Here is an 18804-nt window from a genome sequence, read left to right as displayed (position 1 = left end):
CTGTGTCACCTTTAGCACCTGTAGCACCAGTTGCACCTGTAGCACCAGTTGCGCCAGTAGCACCTGTTGCGCCTGTAGCACCTGTGTCACCTTTAGCACCTGTAGCACCAGTTGCGCCTGTAGCACCAGTGTCACCTTTAGCACCTGTTGCACCTGTAGCACCTGTTGCACCTGTAGCACCTGTGTCACCTTTAGCACCTGTAGCACCAGTTGCGCCTGTAGCACCTGTTGCACCAGTAGCACCGTCTTTACCATCTTTACCGTTTTTACCGTCTTTAACGATGGTAGTAGTGACTGAGCCATCATCTAAATTACTAATAGTAATAGTGTGAGTACCGTTTGCGTTATCATCTTGAACGTCAACAGTTAAGCCTAAAGCGCTGTCACCTTTGTCGCCTTTTTCGCCGGTTGCACCAGTAGCGCCGGTATCACCTTTAGGACCAGCAGGACCTGTATCGCCTTTAGGGCCTGTAGCACCAGTTGCACCAGTAGAACTATTTACAATGTCAACATCAATTTGGTAGGTGTTAGTAGTTGAGTTAAATTTAACTTTTGTATTTTTGCCATCTACTAAGTTAACATTGTATGTAACATATGTTTTTCCTGCTTCACCTGAACTAATATCTGCTGGCGTATGTCTAATAACAGCACTGGTACCCTTACCATCTTCGAAATCAACGATATCATTGCGTTTTACACCATGTTCTTCGTGAGAAGAGCGAACACTAGCAGTTGTATTACCACTTACTATCCATTGGTGATCACCGATCATTTGAGTCACAGCATATAATTGTGAACCATTGATTGCATCAGTTGAATCGCCATTAATACGGTCTGCTGCCACATTCACTAATTGACGCTCTTTACCTGAAGAACCGAAGCTCACTACGCTCTCTGGATTTCCACCTGCGAAGGTATATCTTTTCTTGAAGAACTCTTGTGACGCATTAGGAATAGCCATTTTAGTTACAGAACCAGAACCTAGAGCAACTGCATTCTTATGAGATGCGTTTGCACCGTTACCAATTGCGGTAGCATTAGCCTCTGAAGCATTAGATTGAGTACCTAAAGCAATAGCTTGGTTACCCGTCGCTTTAGCCGCAGTACCTGCTTTATTACCTAAAGTACCATCTTGTGCTCCACCAATCGCCACAGAGTTTTCACCTGTTGCTTGAGCAGATGCACCACCTGCGAATGAACCTTTACCAGTAGCTTGCGTTAACACACCAATCGCTGTAGCACGTGCTGCAGTTGATTCTGCATAAGCACCAATACCAATTGCGTTATCGCCAGCAGATTTAGTTTTCGTACCGATAGCAATAGCGTTATTGTTAGCTGCAGTCGCAGTTTGACCTACTGCAACAGAGTTTGATTCAGCTGCAGTCGCATTAGAACCCATAGCAATTGCTGCTTCTTTACTTGCTTGAGCATATGGACCAACTGCAATAGTTAAATTAGCTTCTGCTTTAGTATAAGAACCTACACCAACTGATTGAACACCCGATGCATTTGCGCTAGTGCCCATTGCAACCGCATGATCCTGGCTTGATACAGTATCTTTACCGATAGAAATAGTATTCGTCCACTTTGCAGTTGCATTTCTACCAATCGCAATAGAATGTTGGTGGGTCGCACCTGCATTTTGACCTACCGCAATCGCTTCGCGACCAGCAGGTGGATTTGCTACATTGTTTGCTGCAATATTCACCGCATCGTTAGTACCAAGATCTGTTACAGCCATCGCTGTTTGTGATGCAGCCAATGAACCAATCACAGCACCTGCAAGTGCAGTCAATTTCACGATTTTTTTAGATTTGGTTTTACCTTTAGCATGCCCAAGTTCAGAAACTGCAGTCCACGTTTGTGTAGCATGATTCCAAATAACTTTAAACACTTTGTTCATATAAAATTATTCCTTTTATTAGGATGATTAAGAAGCTGTCACTGATGCAACAGCGCCGAAAAATTCAACGTCAGAAAGGCGACGACCACAAATTTTGACAACAGTTCCCCTTACCTTTCTGGTCAGAACAGCTTATTCTAAGCGAACTTTGTATAAAAAGGAAGCATCTAAAAAAAAATTTACTAAAAATTACAATTAATTAAAGTAAATTTTGACTTATGTAAATATATGTAAAGATTTTTGAAAATTTTTGCGAAAAACTTAAAGAAGTGTAAATTTTTGTGTAAAAAATAAGCAAAATTGCGTACTAAAATCATTATACTGCCTTTCTTTTTTCTTTACGAAAGTATCGAATTAGATCAAACTAACGCCATCAAATAAGATAAGGAAAAGTATATGGCAATCTGGAAAAAAGCGTTCACGCTTGAACAGCTTAATGAAATGGGGAAACATTGTGCTGTTGGGCATTTAGGCATTGAGATCTCAGCTTATGGTGAAAACTGGATTGAGGCAAAAATGCCCGTTGATCATCGTAGCACTCAGCCTTTCGGCTTATTACATGGTGGCGTCTCTGTCGCGTTGGCTGAAACCATTGGCTCTTTGGCGGGATTTCTCAGTATAGAAGAAGGCCAAATTGCCTTGGGATTAGATATCAACGCCAATCATCTTCGCCCAGTGAGACAAGGTTTTGTTACCGCAAAGGCAACACCAATTGCTTTAAGTCAAAATACCCATGTTTGGCAAATTGACATTCGCGATGAACAAGATAAACTTTGCTGCGTTTCTCGATTAACGCTTTCTATCAAACATTTATGACTACAACTCAAAAAATTGGCATCATTTTAGCGAACCTTGGTACGCCTGATGCCCCTCAACCCGCAGCGATCTCCCGTTATCTAGCTGATTTTTTAATGGATCCTCGCGTGGTCGATTTGCCTCGTTGGAAATGGTATCCCCTTTTAAAAGCCATTATTTTACCGATGCGTTCTAAACGCATTGCACGAAATTATCAATCTATTTGGACAGAACAAGGCTCTCCCCTACTTGCCATTACAAAGCAACAACAAGCGGGTTTACAAGCTTATTTGACTGAACAAGGCATCAATGCACAAGTCGAAATTGCCATGACTTACGGCAATCCTTCGATGCAAAGTGCGGTCAAAAATTTACTTAAAAATGATGTGGAACGCATGATTGTATTGCCGCTTTATCCACAATATTCCAGCACCACAACAGGTGCATTAATCGATGCGTTTAATCGTGCCATTGCACAAGAACGCAATATTGTGCCTTTTGAGTTTATTCATTCTTATCATCTTGATGAAAACTACATTAATGCCTTAGTGGATTCGATTAAAGTGCGGTTAAAACCCGATGAGTTTTTGCTTTTTTCTTATCATGGCATTCCATTGCGTTATGAGAATATGGGCGATTATTATCGTCAGCACTGCAAACAAACCACCATTGCCATTGTGGATAAATTAGGTTTGACAGAAAACCAATGGAATATGACTTTCCAATCTCGCTTTGGTCGTGAAGAATGGTTACAACCTTATACGGATCACTTTTTAGAAGAAGCAGCTTCTCAAGGCATTCAAAAAATCGCCGTGATTTGCCCTGGCTTTTCCGTGGATTGTTTAGAAACCTTAGAAGAAATTGAAGTTGAAAACAAAGAGACGTTCTTAAATCACGGCGGTGTGTCTTATCACTACATCCCCGCATTGAATGCTGAAAAAGCCCATATTGAAATGATGGGGAAATTGGTTTTGGATAAGTTGAAATAATTAAATCTCCCCCCAGCCCCCTCTTTACGAAAGAGGGGGAGCTTAATAGCCCATAAACGTTCTCCGTTCTTAACTCTCTCAAATATATTCCCAATAAAACTACTAAAAGCCACATCATAAAAAAGCCCCTCTTTTGTAAAGAGGGGTTTGGGGAGATTTAAAAAGAGTTGGGGAGATTTAAAAAATAAACAAAAAGGCGAACCTTTCGATTCGCCTTTTAAGATTCTTATCTAATCAAAGATTAGAAGAATACACGCATACCTACACCGATAGCTCTGTCTTTAGTTTTACCATCGTAAGAATCGTTAACGTACTCTTTAGTAGTCACATATTTGCCTTCTACAAATAATACAACTTGTTTATGAAGTTTGTAGTCTGCACCAAGTAAGAAACCGTGAGTTTTGTCTTTATCAGCTTCGCCTTTCACGCGCTCATATAGGTAGTTACCATATACTTGAGATGCTGGAGTTACTTGATATGCAAAACCTGGAGATACATAGAATTTATTTGTTTTTGCATCATCAAATTTCACATGTGCATAACCAAAGTCACCTGTTAATTTGAAATCACCAAATTTATAGCCTAATGATGCTAAGAAACCATCTACACGGTGTTTATATGTTGCATTAGTTTCAAGGTTAGTGTGACCATAAGCGAAACGAGCATCTAAATCACCTGCTGTGTATAATGCACCGAAACCAAATGCATTTTTAAGACCTGGGGTAAGCGCTCTACCTTTATCATTATGACGTTGACCGAAGTTGTAGTTTGCACTTAATTGTAAACCTTCGATACCTTTATAGTCGTAACGTACTACACCAGTGCCTGAAGTTGGAATATATTTACCTTTTGGAATAAAGCCATATTCATAGTCATTTGCTTGGGTTAAATCATCTGCGATAGTTAATTGACGACCGAATGTGATATCACCAGTTGCTTTGCTACCTAAACCTACATAAGCACGTTTAGCATAAAGACTACCGAATTGGTCACGAGATTCTGTATCATCAAAATGGAATTCTAAACGACCTAACGCATAGAAATCGTTATCTAAGTTGTGTTTTACTGTGATACCGAAACGTGAACCTGCGTTACGTAAAGCGGAATTTGCAGTTTTAGTTGAATTACCTACTGCGTCATACTTTTTAGCATCCGCTTTTTCTAAGATTAAACGAAGAGAACCGTTTAATTCAACTTTAGTACCTTCGTTGTCATAAACTACTGCTGCGTTTGCTGCTGAAGCGGCAAATGCAGAAACGATTAATGCTGCTAGTGTCTTTTTCATAATTGTTATTCCTTTTGGTTGTTACCTATGATTTTTGATTGAAGCAATTTTTCATAAAAAGTTCAATCTCCGAAATAGACGTCGCAAATATTACAAAATAAACCTATAGTGTCAATGGGAGGATCTCTTCCAATTTTCTAAAATTGGATCAAGATCACATTTTTTACACAAAAAAGGACATTTTTTAATCAAAAACATCCTTTCACATCGAACTTTTCAGAATTTTGTCTATACAATGATCGCTCTATTTTGAGCAATTTATTCTTCTTTTTTATTCATTTTCGAAGACATAATGAATATTTTTTGAGCAAACTAGGCACATTCTATCGAAAATGAAATCACTTCTTTAATACTTTCCGCGCCTAATGCAATCATAATTAAACGATCGACCCCTAAAGCCACACCAGAAGTATTTGGAATACCTGCTTGTAATGCCCCTAGAAAACGATAGTCAATTTCACGCTGTGGCAATCCTGCTTTTTCGCGTAGGCGATTGTCTTTTTCAAAGCGGTATTGTTGTTCTCGTGCATCTGTGAGCTCATGGAAACCGTTGGCTAACTCTAAGCCTTTATAATAGAACTCAAAACGTTCTGCCACGCGGCTATCTTCTGGGCTAAGTTGTGCGAGCGCAGCTTGGGAAGAAGGGAAATGATAAACCGCAACAGGGGCCTCTTGTCCGATTTTAGGTTCTACCACTTCGCTGAATAAAAATTGCAATAACGTATCACGATCTTCATCTTCATCTGCCATAAAGTTGTGCTTGCGCGCTGCCTCTACTAATTCTTGACGAGTAGCAGACAATGGATCTAATCCTACATATTCTTGGAAGACAAATTGATAACTTAAGGTTTCTGCAGGTTTGCAATCGAGGATCTGTTGTAATAAATCATCCACTTCATTCATTAAGCGGTACATATCAAAGTGCGGTCGATACCATTCAAGCATGGTAAATTCCGGATTATGGCGATTACCCGCTTCTTCATTACGAAACACTTTGCCAATTTGAAAGATCGGTCCACTGCCTGCTGCTAATAAACGTTTCATATGATATTCCGGGCTAGTAGAAAGCCACAGCGTTTTCGACAGTTCATCAAAAGGTGCAATAAACTCTGTATTAAAAGTTGAAAGGTGAAGATCCGTCACACCAAATTCACTTAAAACGGGAGTTTCTACTTCTAATAATCCACGTTCAGTAAAAAACTGGCGGATATCCGCAATGATTTTGGCACGCGCCAATAAGTTTTTAATTGAGGCGGAAGGTTGCCATTCTGTTTTTTCATCGCTAAGTGCGGTCATTTTTTTCTCCGTTTTCACCTTTAAAATGAATTAGGCTATTGTAAACAAGACTGATTTTTAACTCAATAATCCGACTAAATCATTCTTAAACGCAAACGGTTATCATCTATAAATATATAAAAAATTAACTTTTTTGAGTTAGATCACACTTTTGATATTTTATCTGTTTATTCGGGAAAAAAAGTTACTAATTTGTAAACAAAAGTGGCAGAATTACCACAAGCCCCTATTAATTTAGGGCATTTTATTTTTTTACTTTCTATATGATTGGAGGATATCGTGCAAACGGTTAATGTCGATATTGCTATTGTTGGTGCCGGTGGCGGCGGTTTACGTGCAGCAATTGCAGCAGCAGAAGCAAACCCTAACTTAAAGATCGCATTAGTTTCTAAGGTTTATCCTATGCGTAGCCATACGGTTGCAGCAGAAGGTGGTGCGGCCGCAGTAATTAAAGAGGAAGATTCCTACGATAAACACTTCCACGATACCGTTGCCGGTGGTGACTGGTTATGTGAACAAGATGTGGTGGAATACTTCGTTGAACATTCTCCAGTGGAAATGACTCAGCTTGAACGTTGGGGCTGCCCTTGGAGCCGTAAAGCAGATGGCGATGTGAACGTGCGTCGTTTCGGTGGGATGAAAATCGAACGTACTTGGTTCGCGGCAGACAAAACCGGTTTCCACTTGTTACATACTCTTTTCCAAACATCCATTCAATATCCACAAATTCAACGTTTTGACGAACACTTCGTTTTAGACATCTTAGTTGATGATGGCCATGCTCGCGGTATGGTGGCGATGAATATGATGGAAGGCTCACTTGTTCAAATCAACGCAAATGCGGTTGTAATTGCAACTGGTGGTGGCTGTCGTGCATTTAAATTCAACACCAACGGCGGTATCGTAACTGGTGATGGTTTATCAATGGCATATCGTCATGGTGTTCCTCTTCGTGATATGGAATTCGTCCAATACCACCCAACCGGCTTACCGAACACCGGTATCTTAATGACTGAAGGTTGTCGTGGTGAAGGCGGTATCTTAGTGAATAAAAACGGCTACCGTTATTTACAAGATTATGGTCTAGGCCCTGAAACCCCAATCGGTAAACCTGAAAACAAATATATGGAACTTGGTCCGCGTGATAAAGTTTCACAAGCATTCTGGCAAGAATGGAAAAAAGGCAACACCTTAAAAACTGCAAAAGGTGTTGATGTGGTTCACCTTGACTTACGTCACTTAGGTGAAAAATATTTACATGAACGTCTTCCATTCATTTGTGAATTAGCAAGTGCTTATGAAGGTGTAAACCCAGTTAATGAACCAATTCCAGTTCGTCCGGTTGTTCACTATACCATGGGTGGTATTGAAGTGGATTTCAACAGCGAAACTCGCATTAAAGGATTATTTGCTGTGGGTGAATGTGCGTCTTCTGGTTTACACGGTGCAAACCGTTTAGGTTCTAACTCGCTTGCAGAATTAGTGGTTTTAGGCCGTGTTGCAGGTGAATATGCCGCACAACGTGCAGCAGAAGCACAACCAGCAAACCGTGCAGCAGTTGATGCACAAGCACAAGATGTTGTGGCTCGCCTTGAAGCACTTTATAACCAAGACGGTAATGAATCTTGGTCTGAAATCCGTGATGAAATGGGTACCGTCATGGAAGAAGGTTGTGGTATCTACCGTGACCAAGAAAGCATGCAAAAAGCAGTAGATAAAATTGCTGAGCTTAAAGAACGTTATAAACGTATTCGTGTTGCAGACCGTTCAAGCGTATTCAATACCGATGTGCTTTACACTGTAGAATTAGGTTACATCCTTGATGTGGCACAATCAATTGCCAACTCTGCAATTGAACGTAAAGAATCTCGTGGTGCACACCAACGCTTAGACTACACTGAACGTGATGATGTGAATTATTTAAAACACACCCTTGCTTACTACAATGGCGATGATGCACCGCGTATTGAATACAGCCCGGTGAAAATCACTAAATCTCAACCAGCAAAACGTGTTTATGGTGCTGAAGCAGAAGCGGCAGAAGCGGCTGCGAAAGCTAAGGAGCAAGCAAATGGCTAATTCACCAGTAATGACTGTAGAAGTATTACGCTACAACCCAGAAAATGATCAAGAGCCACATTTAAGCTCTTATCAAGTACCTTATGATAACCAAACTTCTCTTTTAGATGCGTTAGGTTACATTAAAGATAAACTTGAACCGTCTCTTTCTTATCGCTGGTCTTGCCGTATGGCGATCTGCGGTTCTTGTGGGATGATGGTAAATAACAAACCAAAATTGGCTTGTAAAACATTCTTACGTGATTACAGCGGCCATATGCGTATTGAACCATTAGCAAACTTCCCTATTGAACGCGACTTAGTGGTTGATTTAAGCCACTTCATCGAAAGTTTAGAGGCAATTAAACCTTATATTATTGGTAACGAAGCACCAGCATTAGATGGTAAACCACATCCATCGAAAGAGTTGCAAGTCAGCCGTACGAAACAAACGCCGGCACAGCTTGAAAAATATCGTCAATTCTCAATGTGTATCAACTGTGGTTTATGCTATGCCGCTTGTCCGCAATTTGGTTTAAATCCTGAATTCTTAGGCCCTGCAGCGATTACAATGGCACACCGTTACAACCTTGATAACCGTGACCATGGTAAAGCACAACGTATGCCATTATTAAATGGTAAAAACGGTGTTTGGAGCTGTACTTTCGTGGGTTATTGTTCTGAAGTCTGTCCAAAACACGTGGATCCAGCTTCTGCAATCAACCAAGGCAAAGTGGAAAGTGCCAAAGATTATGTTATCTCAATGCTAAAACCAAAAGGCTAAGGGGAAGAATATGTCAGTAACAGTAAGTAAACGCAAAAAATATGTTCGCCCAATGACGGCTACTTGGTGGCAAAAATTGGATTTCTACAAAGCTTATATGGTACGTGAAGCAACTTCTATCTTTGCTGTGTGGTTCTGTATCGTATTGCTTTACGGTGTACTTTGCCTTGCAAGCAATCCTGTACCAGGCTTAGGTATTGTTGATTTCATTGGCTTCTTAAGAAATCCAATTGTGGTGGTCTTAAATATCATCACATTAATTGCGACCTTATATCACACTGCAACTTATTTCGTGATGACACCAAAAGTGATGAACATCATTGTTAAAAATGAACGTTTACCACATCACGTATTAAGAAATGCACTTTGGGCAGTGACAGCTGTGATTAGTGTTATCGCATTAATTTTAGTTTATATGTAGGGAGAGAAAAAATGGTCGTTCAAAATCCAAAACGCTCTGGCGAACCACCAGTATGGTTGATGTTTGGTGCTGGCGGGACTGTCAGTGCGATTTTCTTCCCTGTTGTGATCTTAATCCTTGGTTTATTGTTACCATTCGGATTAATTGATCCACATAACTTAATTACATTCGCTTATTCTTGGATCGGAAAATTGGTTATCTTAGTTTTAACCATTTTCCCAATGTGGTGTGGTTTACACCGTATCCATCACGCGATGCACGATCTTAAAATCCACGTGCCAGCAGGCGGATTTATCTTCTACGGCCTCGCAACCATTTACACTGTTTGGGTGTTATTTGCCGTATTAGGTTTGTAATTTAAAAATACTAAATTGATAAATAAAAGTGCGGTCAAAAATGACCGCACTTTTTTATTCTCGACAAATAACCAAAATATTTTCTTAATCCAGAAAAACAAAAAACCCGACATAACGTCGGGTTTTCTTTTATCAAAAACTTTGATAATTATTCTGCAACAACGATAACATCTAATGTTGCAAATACTTCGCCGTGAAGTTGGAAACGAACATCGTGGTCACCAAGAGTACGGATTGGACCGTTTGGTAAACGAACTTCGCTTTTCGCAATTTCAACGCCTGCTGCAGTTACTGCTTCTGCTACATCACGAGTAGTGATTGCGCCGAATAAACGACCTTCCTCACCTGCTTTAGATGCGATAGTTACAGAACCTAATGCAGTCACTTGTGCTGCACGAGCTTGAGCTGCTGCAAGACTTGCTGCTGCCGCTGCTTCTAACTCTGCACGACGTGCTTCAAAGTGTTCAATGTTAGCTTTAGTTGCCATAACTGCTTTACCTTGTGGGATTAAGAAGTTACGAGCGAAACCAGATTTAACATTAACTTGATCACCTACATTACCTAGGTGAACGATTTTATCTAAAAGAATTACTTGCATTTCCTAACTCCTTCTTAATTGTGATGAGAATCAGAGTAAGGTAATAACGCTAAATAACGAGCGCGTTTGATTGCGCGTGCTAATTGGCGTTGGTACTTCGCACGAGTACCGGTAATGCGGCTTGGTACAATTTTGCCGCTTTCAGAAATGTAGTTCTTTAATGTAGCGATATCTTTGTAATCGATTTCAACAACATTTTCCGCGGTGAAACGGCAGAACTTACGACGACGGAAATAACGTGCCATTTGGCTGTCTCCTAATCTATAAATTCGATTTGCTCGGCATGCAATACTAACTGCGTTAAACCATTTGAGGTTTTATGTGAAGTAATAAACCCCACCACAAGAAGTTTACTGCCGACCGTAATGCTTTGAGTTTTTTCTATTAACTGATTGCCACTGACTTGAACAGGCATCTTTAACCACGCTTGGCGTGATAAACCACTTTCGACTTGTTCGGAACGATGTTCCAGCCAAAATTGGCAATGCGCAATCCCGTTAGGGCTTTTGCTTCGCTTGGGTAATTGACACACTGTGCCGATTAACGAGAAGCGATTATCAAGTTTTGAATTACTCTTCAGCATCCTCAAAATCGTTGTTTTCAACTTCAGCTAAAGGTTTACGTTCTTCTTTAGCCGCTTTCATTGGGGACGCTTCGGTTACGGCGTGCTTAGTATGGATAACAAGACTGCGTAATACAGCATCGTTATAACGGAAAGTCGTTTCTAGCTCGTCGATGACTTGTTGAGGCGCTTCTACATTCATAAGCACATAGTGTGCTTTGTGTAATTTGTTAATTGGGTACGCTAATTGACGACGACCCCAATCTTCTAGGCGATGAACTTGACCACCAGCTTCTTTAACAGAACCTGTGTAACGTTCGATCATACCTGGTACTTGCTCGCTTTGGTCCGGATGAACCATAAACACGATTTCGTAGTGACGCATTACTGCTCCTTACGGGTTAATCAGCCTTTGACGTAGATTAGCCACCAATCTGCAAAGGCAAGGAACGAAAAAATGAATGTGGCTAAGGGCGCTGATTATACAGATTTTTTTCTAGACTTCAAATAATTTGTACGCTTTTCAAACAAAAAAAGCCGATATCAACATATCGGCTTTTCTTTTATTTCTAAATTAACGGCTACGGAAAATGATACGACCTTTGCTTAAGTCATAAGGTGTCATTTCTACAGTTACTTTATCGCCCGTTAAGATACGAATATAGTTTTTACGCATTTTGCCAGAAATATGTGCGGTCACTACGTGACCATTTTCTAACTCAACGCGGAACATGGTATTTGGTAAGGTTTCCAAAATTGTGCCTTGCATTTCAATGCAATCTTCTTTTGCCATTTTATCCTCTAAAATAATGATTTTTTTGACCGCACTTTTTTGCGGTTATAAATGAAAAACGGGCGGATTATAGCCGTTTTTGGCGTTAGACGAAAGATTAAAATAAAATTGAACAGAAAAAAATCACTTTTTTCACCAATTTGTAAGTTGTATCAAGACTTAGGAATGATTTACAAAAGAAATACAGGCTCTATAATAACCGCACTTTTCTTATTAAATAGTACTTATGAATTCAAAAAAACACTTAGGCCATACGGCGCGTAAACGCTTTGGTCAAAACTTTTTACATGATACATCTGTGATTCAAGGTATCGTGGCGGCGATTTACCCACAACCCAATCAATTCTTAGTGGAAATTGGTCCGGGACTTGGCGCATTAACAGAGCCGGTTGGTGAGCTTGTCGATCATCTTACCGTAGTAGAACTTGACCGAGACCTAGCAGAACGTTTACGTCATCATCCATTTTTACATCAAAAGCTCACCGTGATTGAAACGGATGCCATGCAATTTGATTTTGGTGAGCTTTATACACAAGAAAACCTAGCAGAAAAAGGCCAGAAATTACGTGTGTTTGGTAACTTACCTTACAACATTTCCACCCCATTGATGTTCCACTTATTTAAATATCATGATGTGATTCAAGACATGCACTTCATGTTACAAAAAGAAGTGGTAAAACGATTATGTGCAGGGCCAAATAGCAAAGCTTACGGACGTTTAACCATTATGGCGCAATATTTCTGCCAAGTGATGCCTGTACTTGAAGTGCCACCTTCTGCATTTAAACCTGCACCGAAAGTAGATTCAGCGGTTGTGCGTTTAATTCCGCATAAAGAATTGCCGCACCCTGTAAAAGATTTATATTGGTTGAACCGTGTTTGCTCCCAAGCGTTTAATCAGCGCCGTAAAACATTACGCAATGCACTTTCAACACTATTTTCACCTGAAAATCTGACCGCACTTGGTATTGATTTAAATGCACGTGCAGAAAATTTGGCTATCGCAGATTATGCACGTTTAGCAAACTGGTTAGCGGATAATCCTCCAGCTGATATTAATAAAGATGAAATCTTAGATTCAGAAGAGTAAAAAGAGCGGTCAAAAATGGCAACCTATTTCGTCGGTGATTTGCAAGGCTGTTATGATGAATTACAGCTTTTATTAGAACGTGTGAGCTTCAATCCTACGCAAGATAAACTTTATCTCGTGGGGGATCTTGTGGCGCGTGGGGATAAATCACTTGAATGTCTTCGTTTTGTAAAATCACTTGGCGATTCGGCACAAACCGTGCTAGGCAATCATGATTTACACTTAATTGCGACCGCACTGGGTATTAAAAAAGTGAAACCGCGTGATCGTGTCGATGCCATTTTTAATGCACCCGATTTTGATGAGCTGATTCATTGGTTACGCCATCAGCCACTACTTGTGCATAATGAAGAATTAAACTTCCTGATGGCACACGCAGGTATTTCGCCTGATTGGGATTTGGAAACTGCGAAATCTTGTGCAGCTGAAGTTGAACAGATTTTACAGCACGGCGATTTTCATTATCTCATTGAAAATATGTATTCCGAACAGCCTGATCGCTGGTCTCGAGATTTGCAAGGCTTAGATCGCCACCGTTACATTATTAATGCTTTCACTCGAATGCGTTTTTGCTATTTGGATCATCGCTTTGATTTTGCCTGTAAATCCCCTTTAAAAGATGCGCCAGCGGAGCTCACGCCTTGGTTTAATTTAGATAATCCTCTTTATAAACAAATTCCCATTGTATTTGGGCATTGGGCTAGTTTAGTCGATGAGCCAACTCCAAGAGGTATTTATGCCTTGGATACAGGATGTGTGTGGAATAATCGAATGACCCTGTTGCGTTGGGAAGACAAACAGTTCTTCACGCAAAGTGCGGTCAAAAATTACAGTGATTTTTAAGGAAACGCCATGCTCTCGCTTACGGCTGAATCTTGTGAACTGTTCAATATTCCTTTCTATCAATTCGCTCAAATGAAGAAATTCTGTCCGGAAGATATTCCGGCGATTAAAGCGGATTACAAATTACACTGGGATAACTGGAAAGCGATTATCCAAGAAGTGGCAAAGCAACTAGGCATGCCTTTTGCGAAACCGCATATTGAAAGCTGGACCAATGGCTGGCAGGTACGCGCGCATTTCTTCGCTTATTTTAAATACGAGTTCAACCAAAATTCTGCAGCAATCTTTTCTGTGCTATTAAATCGTCGCCGACTAAGAGTGTGTTTAGATTGGCATTGCTATCGTGCAGATCGCTCACAAATTAATGTGCAACAATATAATCAGTGGCTTGATCAATTTGATTTCAAACAATTTGCTGATTTTGATATTTGGCGAGAAGATGAAAGCGAATATGATGATTTTCGCCAAGTGAAGGACATTTCTGAAAAAGATCTCCTCTTACGTTCAGATGAAGATTTTTGGTGCATTGGAAAAAGCATTGAAAAAGCTGAACTTCATCAAATCGATCCTGTTTCATTTATCACCCAAACCATTAAACAGTTACAACCGCTTTACGATCGCTGCCATCAATAAAGTGCGATCATTTCCATTAAATTTTTTCGTCTTTTTATTTGTTATGCTATCATTACATTAGTTTAACATTTTTAACAATTTTGCTTTTAGGAGTACTTTATGAAAAACGTCGTGATCGTTGGCGGTGGCGCCGGCGGCATAGAGTTAGCGACATTTTTAGGCGACAAATTAGGTCGTAAAAAACAGGCTAAAGTGACGCTTGTGGATCGCAATGCGACCCACTTGTGGAAACCCTTATTACACGAAATCGCTACTGGTGTGATGGATGATGGCACGGATTCTCTTAGCTATCGTGCACACGGGAAAAACCATCATTTTAGCTTTGAACAAGGTTCGATCACGCGCATCAATCGTGAACAGAAATATGTTGAACTTGCCCCCGTTTATGGGCAAGAAGGCGATATGCTCGTGGTTGCACGTCGTATTCCTTATGATTACTTAGTGATTGCGATCGGTAGTAAATCGAATGATTTCAATACAAAAGGCGTGGCTGATAACTGTATTTTCTTAGACAGCTCAGATCAAGCACTTCGCTTCCAACAAAGAATGTTGGAATTATTCCTTAAATTCTCAGAAAACCGTGTATTAGACGATATTGGTGAAGAAGAATTTAAACAGAAATTAGTGGATGAGAGCAAAGTCAATATTGCCATTGTTGGCGGTGGTGCAACTGGCGTGGAATTAACCGCGGAGCTTTATCATGCCACTGAAGACCTATCTTCTTACGGTTACGGTAAAATTGATAATTCTTGCTTGCAAGTCACCTTAGTTGAAGCGGGTCCTCGCTTATTACCTGCTCTACCTGAAAATTTATCTGCAGCGGTATTAGATGAATTGCAAGAAATGGGGGCAAACGTGAAATTAAATACGATGATCACGGAAGCCCAACCAAATACACTTATCACCAAAGATGGTGAAGAAATCAAAGCTGATCTGATTGTGTGGGCGGCGGGTGTTCGTACCTCAACGGTGACACAGCAATTTGATGGATTAGAGCTTAACCGCATCAATCAATTAGTGGTAAAAGATACCCTTCAAACTACGGTGGATGACAGTATTTTCGCGATTGGTGACTGTGCGGCATTAATGCAACCAAACGGTAAATTAGTTCCGCCAAGAGCGCAGGCTGCACACCAAATGGCAAAAGCTTGTGCAAAAAATATCGTTGCACTTTTTGAGCAAAAACCATTAAAAGCCTTCAAGTACAACGATAAGGGAACCTTGGTTTCTCTTTCAAGCTTTACCGCATTGGGCAGCATTTCAAATAAATTTGGGAAAAACCCACTAACTGTTCAAGGTAAATTTGCACAGTTTGCGTATGTGTCTTTATATCGTATGCACCAACATGCTTTGCATGGATGTATTAAGATTGGCTTGATTATTTTAGTGGATAAACTTAACCACTATTTAAAACCAAGATTGAAATTACATTAATACAAAAAGTGCGGTCAATTTAACCGCACTTTTTTATTTCTTAAACGAGTTGATTGTTATGCTCATAAGCATAAAGTGTATTAAACATCAGCATGGCAACTGTCATTGGCCCTACTCCACCCGGTACTGGCGTAATATAAGCCGCTTTTTGTATCGCCACATCATATTCCACATCACCCACTAATTTGCCATTGATACGGTTAATTCCCACATCAATGACCGTTGCCCCTTCTTTAATCCAATCACCTGGAATAAAACGAGGTTTACCCACAGCCACCACTAAAACATCTGCCTGACGAATATGATGCTCTAAATCTTTCGTGAAACGGTGTGTCACTGTGACAGTAGCGCCTGCCAATAATAATTCAAGCGACATTGGACGCCCTACAATATTTGATGCACCAACGATCACGGCATGTTTACCGTGTAAATCAATACCTGTAGTTTCTAATAATTTCATCACACCATAAGGGGTGCAAGCGCGTAAAGTTGGGATACGTTGGCATAAACGCCCCACATTATAAGGGTGGAAACCATCCACATCTTTTTCAGGGCTAATACGCTCAATCACTGATGTGCTATTAATTTGTTCAGGCAATGGAAGCTGGACTAGAATGCCATCAATGGTTTCATCGGCATTTAATTGGTCAATCAGTTGTAGTAGTTCCGCCTCTGTCGTGGTTTCAGGTAAATCATAGGATTTCGAGACCATTCCGATCTCTTCGCAACTTTTACGTTTACTGCCCACATAGACTTGAGAAGCTGGATCTGCCCCCACTAAAATTACTGCAAGTCCTGGCGCACGTTTACCTTGAGCACGATAATGTTCAATTTTACTGGCAACATCAGATTTGATTTTTTTTGATAGTTCAGTACCTGAAATAATTTGGGCGGTCATGCATTTTTCCTCAAGGTGGCATTAAGTAAACGTTTGCTATTTTAACTGACAACGCCTTATTTTACAAAGACAACAAAAGAGCGGTTAAAAAAACTGGAATAATTTTGAGCAGTTGAAAGAGGAATCTAAAAAATTAATTGACTGAAAAGAAAAGCTCACTATAATTGTGCTCAATCGTCGGCGAGTAGCGCAGCTTGGTAGCGCAACTGGTTTGGGACCAGTGGGTCGTAGGTTCAAATCCTATCTCGCCGACCACTTCTTTTATATTTCCCTCGAAATTCCATACAAAAGATGTAACCCTTAAAATGCGCCCTTAGCTCAGCTGGATAGAGCAACGCCCTTCTAAGGCGTGGGTCAAAGGTTCGAATCCTTTAGGGCGTGCCATTATATACATTCTTAAAAAATTAAATTATTTAATAAAGTCATAAGTTATTGTTTTACAATGTAAATCTTTGTAAATTTTTACATTTAAATATTTACCAAATTATTTCATACAAGTATTATTCATTTCGTTTCATACCAAATGAAACTTTTATTATATTTCGGATATTTTTTATTTAAAGGAATTAAACCTAATGAAAAAAACACTATTATTTGTATGTCTATTTGGAAGTGCATCTCTTGCTTTCGCAGAAGATACCGCAACAAAAACTGAAGTTTATGCTCAAGTAGGAAGACTCGACGAGCGTATTACTGAAACTCGTTCAGTTCTTGATAATCGAATTACAAATGAGCGTAAAGAACTTGACGATCGCATCACTGGTGTCGATGTTCGACTTAATCAAACTGATAAAAATTTAAATGATCGTATTAATGAAACAGATAAAAATCTCAACAACCGCATTAATGACGAAGTAGGTCGTTTAGATAAAGATATCACGGAAAACCGCCGAGCATTAGATGAACGTATTACGAATACTCAAACTGAAATTGATAATCGTGTAACAACTGAAGTGGGGCGTCTTGATGATCGCATTACCAATGCTCAGAAAGATTTAAATAATCGTATTACTGGCGTTGATGATCGTTTAAACCAAACAGATAAAAACTTAAATGATCGCATTAATGAAACAGATAAAAATCTCAACAACCGCATTAATGATGAAGTGGGTCGTTTAGATAGTCGCATTACTGAAGATCGCCGAGCGCTCGATGAACGAATTACAGAAAATCGCAAAGATTTAGATAATCGTATTACGGAGAATCGTAAGGACTTAGATAATCGTATCACGGGTGTGGGAGAGCGTGTTACGGATACCCAAAAAAATCTAAATAACCTAGATAACCAAGTAAAAAATAATACAAACAATATTCAAACGAACAGAACTGATATTGATGACCTAAAAAATAGAATCAGTCACAATTCTGCAAACAATACCCAGAACACCAAAGTACTTAATGATAAAGTAAACAATAACGTGCAAAATATTGCTAATCACGCTTCACGTTTAGATCACTTATCAAATCAAGTTATGACAAATACGAAAGAGATTTCTGATTTACGTTCTGAAATGACTCGTTCTACTGAATCATTGCGCTCAGATTTGAAACACAACGTGAAAAAATTACGCGCAGGTATTTCAAGTGCCATTGCATTAACACAAGTACCTCAAGCCATTACCTCTGGGGAAAGTGTGCTTGGTGTAGGTGCAGGAACTTTCCGTAATGAAAGTGCACTAGCAGTGGGTTATTCTCGTGCATCTGATAATGGTAAACTGCTATTTAAAGTAGGCGGTACTGCAAGTAGTCGTGGTGATTTTGGTGCAGGTGCGGGTGTTGGGATACGCTGGCGCTAACTAAACACTCGTATAAATAACGAAAGCACGCTTAATGCGTGCTTTTTTATATCCATAAAATATCGAGAATATATGATTTAAAAAATGATTGGATATTTACAAAGAATTGTAATTTGAATGGCGGTGAGAGGGGGATTCGAACCCCCGATGCACTTTCGCACATACACGCTTTCCAGGCGTGCTCCTTCAACCACTCGGACATCTCACCGTTTTGAAGTGCGTGAAATATAAAGATTTATCCAAGATTAGTCAAGTTTTTTGAGCTAGAAC

At 39.9% G+C, this 18804-nt stretch carries 20 protein-coding genes and 3 tRNA genes; 13 read left to right on the top strand and 10 right to left on the bottom strand.

Annotated features, from left to right (window positions below; translation table 11 throughout):
* A partial coding sequence (locus tag HMPREF2750_RS10170) for an ESPR-type extended signal peptide-containing protein (RefSeq protein ID WP_315940625.1) occupies positions 1–1903 on the bottom strand: 1903 nt, incomplete at its 3' end.
* A 396-nt stretch (positions 1904–2299) separates the two neighbouring features.
* Between HMPREF2750_RS10170 and HMPREF2750_RS09025 the strand changes: the two genes are divergently transcribed.
* Together HMPREF2750_RS09025 and hemH are read left to right on the top strand one after the other, a co-directional pair.
* Entirely contained in the window at positions 2300–2719 is a 420-nt protein-coding gene (locus HMPREF2750_RS09025) for a hotdog fold thioesterase (RefSeq protein WP_070583571.1), read from the top strand.
* The gene (hemH, locus tag HMPREF2750_RS09020; RefSeq protein ID WP_070583569.1) at positions 2716–3687 is read left to right on the top strand and encodes a ferrochelatase; all 972 of its coding nucleotides are present in this window, start codon (positions 2716–2718) and stop codon (positions 3685–3687) included. The genes HMPREF2750_RS09025 and hemH overlap by 4 nt, the downstream gene beginning before the upstream one ends.
* 241 nt (positions 3688–3928) lie before the next feature.
* Here the strand turns inward: hemH and HMPREF2750_RS09015 are convergent, their stop codons facing one another.
* Positions 3929–4972: a porin gene (locus HMPREF2750_RS09015; protein WP_070583563.1), complete on the bottom strand. Its 1044-nt coding sequence runs from the start codon at positions 4970–4972 to the stop codon at positions 3929–3931.
* A gap of 312 nt (positions 4973–5284) precedes the next feature.
* On the bottom strand, positions 5285–6268 hold the full coding sequence (gene epmA / locus HMPREF2750_RS09010; RefSeq protein ID WP_070583561.1) for an elongation factor P--(R)-beta-lysine ligase: 984 nt from the start codon (positions 6266–6268) through the stop codon (positions 5285–5287).
* A gap of 279 nt (positions 6269–6547) precedes the next feature.
* Between epmA and frdA the strand changes: the two genes are divergently transcribed.
* Genes frdA through frdD form a run of 4 tightly spaced genes read left to right on the top strand, consistent with a single transcriptional unit; the run spans position 6548 to position 9887 of the window.
* The gene (gene frdA, locus HMPREF2750_RS09005) at positions 6548–8347 is read left to right on the top strand and encodes a fumarate reductase (quinol) flavoprotein subunit (RefSeq protein ID WP_070583559.1); all 1800 of its coding nucleotides are present in this window, start codon (positions 6548–6550) and stop codon (positions 8345–8347) included.
* Entirely contained in the window at positions 8340–9110 is a 771-nt protein-coding gene (locus HMPREF2750_RS09000; protein WP_005696861.1) for a succinate dehydrogenase/fumarate reductase iron-sulfur subunit, read from the top strand. The genes frdA and HMPREF2750_RS09000 overlap by 8 nt, the downstream gene beginning before the upstream one ends.
* 10 nt (positions 9111–9120) lie before the next feature.
* The gene (gene frdC / locus HMPREF2750_RS08995; RefSeq protein ID WP_070583557.1) at positions 9121–9531 is read left to right on the top strand and encodes a fumarate reductase subunit FrdC; all 411 of its coding nucleotides are present in this window, start codon (positions 9121–9123) and stop codon (positions 9529–9531) included.
* A gap of 11 nt (positions 9532–9542) precedes the next feature.
* Positions 9543–9887 (top strand): fumarate reductase subunit FrdD, encoded by a 345-nt coding sequence (gene frdD, locus HMPREF2750_RS08990; protein WP_070583555.1) that lies wholly within the window; start codon positions 9543–9545, stop codon positions 9885–9887.
* Positions 9888–10035: 148 nt separating this feature from the next.
* Here frdD and rplI read toward each other — a convergent pair whose 3' ends face one another.
* From rplI to infA, 5 genes are all read right to left on the bottom strand, one after another.
* Positions 10036–10485: a 50S ribosomal protein L9 gene (gene rplI / locus HMPREF2750_RS08985; RefSeq protein WP_005698599.1), complete on the bottom strand. Its 450-nt coding sequence runs from the start codon at positions 10483–10485 to the stop codon at positions 10036–10038.
* A gap of 14 nt (positions 10486–10499) precedes the next feature.
* A complete protein-coding gene (rpsR, locus tag HMPREF2750_RS08980; protein ID WP_005696867.1) occupies positions 10500–10730 on the bottom strand; it encodes a 30S ribosomal protein S18 in 231 nt (76 codons plus the stop codon).
* Positions 10731–10741: 11 nt separating this feature from the next.
* Positions 10742–11068 (bottom strand): primosomal replication protein N, encoded by a 327-nt coding sequence (gene priB, locus HMPREF2750_RS08975; protein ID WP_005627623.1) that lies wholly within the window; start codon positions 11066–11068, stop codon positions 10742–10744.
* Positions 11055–11432 (bottom strand): 30S ribosomal protein S6, encoded by a 378-nt coding sequence (gene rpsF, locus HMPREF2750_RS08970; protein WP_005627620.1) that lies wholly within the window; start codon positions 11430–11432, stop codon positions 11055–11057. The genes priB and rpsF overlap by 14 nt, the downstream gene beginning before the upstream one ends.
* A gap of 189 nt (positions 11433–11621) precedes the next feature.
* On the bottom strand, positions 11622–11840 hold the full coding sequence (gene infA / locus HMPREF2750_RS08965) for a translation initiation factor IF-1 (protein WP_005627617.1): 219 nt from the start codon (positions 11838–11840) through the stop codon (positions 11622–11624).
* 226 nt (positions 11841–12066) lie between these two features.
* Here infA and rsmA point away from each other — a divergent pair, with 226 nt between their 5' ends.
* From rsmA to HMPREF2750_RS08945, 4 genes are all read left to right on the top strand, one after another.
* Positions 12067–12930, top strand: a complete 864-nt coding sequence (gene rsmA / locus HMPREF2750_RS08960; RefSeq protein WP_070583553.1) for a 16S rRNA (adenine(1518)-N(6)/adenine(1519)-N(6))-dimethyltransferase RsmA — start codon at positions 12067–12069, stop codon at positions 12928–12930.
* Positions 12931–12945: 15 nt separating this feature from the next.
* Positions 12946–13773 (top strand): bis(5'-nucleosyl)-tetraphosphatase (symmetrical) ApaH, encoded by an 828-nt coding sequence (gene apaH / locus HMPREF2750_RS08955; RefSeq protein ID WP_070583552.1) that lies wholly within the window; start codon positions 12946–12948, stop codon positions 13771–13773.
* A 9-nt stretch (positions 13774–13782) separates the two neighbouring features.
* Positions 13783–14406, top strand: a complete 624-nt coding sequence (locus HMPREF2750_RS08950; RefSeq protein ID WP_070583550.1) for a glucose-6-phosphate 1-dehydrogenase family protein — start codon at positions 13783–13785, stop codon at positions 14404–14406.
* A 99-nt stretch (positions 14407–14505) separates the two neighbouring features.
* On the top strand, positions 14506–15840 hold the full coding sequence (locus tag HMPREF2750_RS08945; RefSeq protein WP_070583548.1) for an NAD(P)/FAD-dependent oxidoreductase: 1335 nt from the start codon (positions 14506–14508) through the stop codon (positions 15838–15840).
* A gap of 40 nt (positions 15841–15880) precedes the next feature.
* Here HMPREF2750_RS08945 and folD read toward each other — a convergent pair whose 3' ends face one another.
* Positions 15881–16738 (bottom strand): bifunctional methylenetetrahydrofolate dehydrogenase/methenyltetrahydrofolate cyclohydrolase FolD, encoded by an 858-nt coding sequence (folD, locus tag HMPREF2750_RS08940; RefSeq protein WP_065243737.1) that lies wholly within the window; start codon positions 16736–16738, stop codon positions 15881–15883.
* Positions 16739–16916: 178 nt separating this feature from the next.
* Here folD and HMPREF2750_RS08935 point away from each other — a divergent pair.
* The 3 genes from HMPREF2750_RS08935 to HMPREF2750_RS08925 all read left to right on the top strand — a co-directional run bounded on the left by HMPREF2750_RS08935 (position 16917) and on the right by HMPREF2750_RS08925 (position 18534).
* Positions 16917–16993, top strand: a tRNA-Pro gene (locus HMPREF2750_RS08935).
* A 52-nt stretch (positions 16994–17045) separates the two neighbouring features.
* Positions 17046–17122, top strand: a tRNA-Arg gene (locus HMPREF2750_RS08930).
* A gap of 191 nt (positions 17123–17313) precedes the next feature.
* Positions 17314–18534, top strand: a complete 1221-nt coding sequence (locus HMPREF2750_RS08925; protein WP_070583546.1) for a YadA C-terminal domain-containing protein — start codon at positions 17314–17316, stop codon at positions 18532–18534.
* A 118-nt stretch (positions 18535–18652) separates the two neighbouring features.
* Here HMPREF2750_RS08925 and HMPREF2750_RS08920 read toward each other — a convergent pair.
* A tRNA-Ser gene (locus HMPREF2750_RS08920) sits at positions 18653–18742 on the bottom strand.
* Positions 18743–18804: the final 62 nt, after the last annotated feature.

Source organism: Haemophilus sp. HMSC066D02, assembly GCF_001810545.1.
In the GTDB taxonomy this organism is placed as follows: Bacteria; Pseudomonadota; Gammaproteobacteria; order Enterobacterales; family Pasteurellaceae; genus Haemophilus_D.
This window is presented reverse-complemented; position numbering and strand designations above follow the sequence as displayed.

What these genes read in the sequence shown, in the direction of transcription:
- HMPREF2750_RS09025 (WP_070583571.1), top strand. Translation starts at nt 2,300, where the DNA reads ATGGCAATCTGGAAAAAAGCGTTCACGCTTGAACAGCTTAATGAAATG.
- hemH (WP_070583569.1), top strand. Translation starts at nt 2,716, where the DNA reads ATGACTACAACTCAAAAAATTGGCATCATTTTAGCGAACCTTGGTACG.
- HMPREF2750_RS09015 (WP_070583563.1), bottom strand. Translation starts at nt 4,972, where the DNA reads ATGAAAAAGACACTAGCAGCATTAATCGTTTCTGCATTTGCCGCTTCA.
- epmA (WP_070583561.1), bottom strand. Translation starts at nt 6,268, where the DNA reads ATGACCGCACTTAGCGATGAAAAAACAGAATGGCAACCTTCCGCCTCA.
- HMPREF2750_RS09000 (WP_005696861.1), top strand. Translation starts at nt 8,340, where the DNA reads ATGGCTAATTCACCAGTAATGACTGTAGAAGTATTACGCTACAACCCA.
- frdC (WP_070583557.1), top strand. Translation starts at nt 9,121, where the DNA reads ATGTCAGTAACAGTAAGTAAACGCAAAAAATATGTTCGCCCAATGACG.
- frdD (WP_070583555.1), top strand. Translation starts at nt 9,543, where the DNA reads ATGGTCGTTCAAAATCCAAAACGCTCTGGCGAACCACCAGTATGGTTG.
- rplI (WP_005698599.1), bottom strand. Translation starts at nt 10,485, where the DNA reads ATGCAAGTAATTCTTTTAGATAAAATCGTTCACCTAGGTAATGTAGGT.
- rpsR (WP_005696867.1), bottom strand. Translation starts at nt 10,730, where the DNA reads ATGGCACGTTATTTCCGTCGTCGTAAGTTCTGCCGTTTCACCGCGGAA.
- priB (WP_005627623.1), bottom strand. Translation starts at nt 11,068, where the DNA reads ATGCTGAAGAGTAATTCAAAACTTGATAATCGCTTCTCGTTAATCGGC.
- rpsF (WP_005627620.1), bottom strand. Translation starts at nt 11,432, where the DNA reads ATGCGTCACTACGAAATCGTGTTTATGGTTCATCCGGACCAAAGCGAG.
- infA (WP_005627617.1), bottom strand. Translation starts at nt 11,840, where the DNA reads ATGGCAAAAGAAGATTGCATTGAAATGCAAGGCACAATTTTGGAAACC.
- rsmA (WP_070583553.1), top strand. Translation starts at nt 12,067, where the DNA reads ATGAATTCAAAAAAACACTTAGGCCATACGGCGCGTAAACGCTTTGGT.
- apaH (WP_070583552.1), top strand. Translation starts at nt 12,946, where the DNA reads ATGGCAACCTATTTCGTCGGTGATTTGCAAGGCTGTTATGATGAATTA.
- HMPREF2750_RS08950 (WP_070583550.1), top strand. Translation starts at nt 13,783, where the DNA reads ATGCTCTCGCTTACGGCTGAATCTTGTGAACTGTTCAATATTCCTTTC.
- HMPREF2750_RS08945 (WP_070583548.1), top strand. Translation starts at nt 14,506, where the DNA reads ATGAAAAACGTCGTGATCGTTGGCGGTGGCGCCGGCGGCATAGAGTTA.
- folD (WP_065243737.1), bottom strand. Translation starts at nt 16,738, where the DNA reads ATGACCGCCCAAATTATTTCAGGTACTGAACTATCAAAAAAAATCAAA.
- HMPREF2750_RS08925 (WP_070583546.1), top strand. Translation starts at nt 17,314, where the DNA reads ATGAAAAAAACACTATTATTTGTATGTCTATTTGGAAGTGCATCTCTT.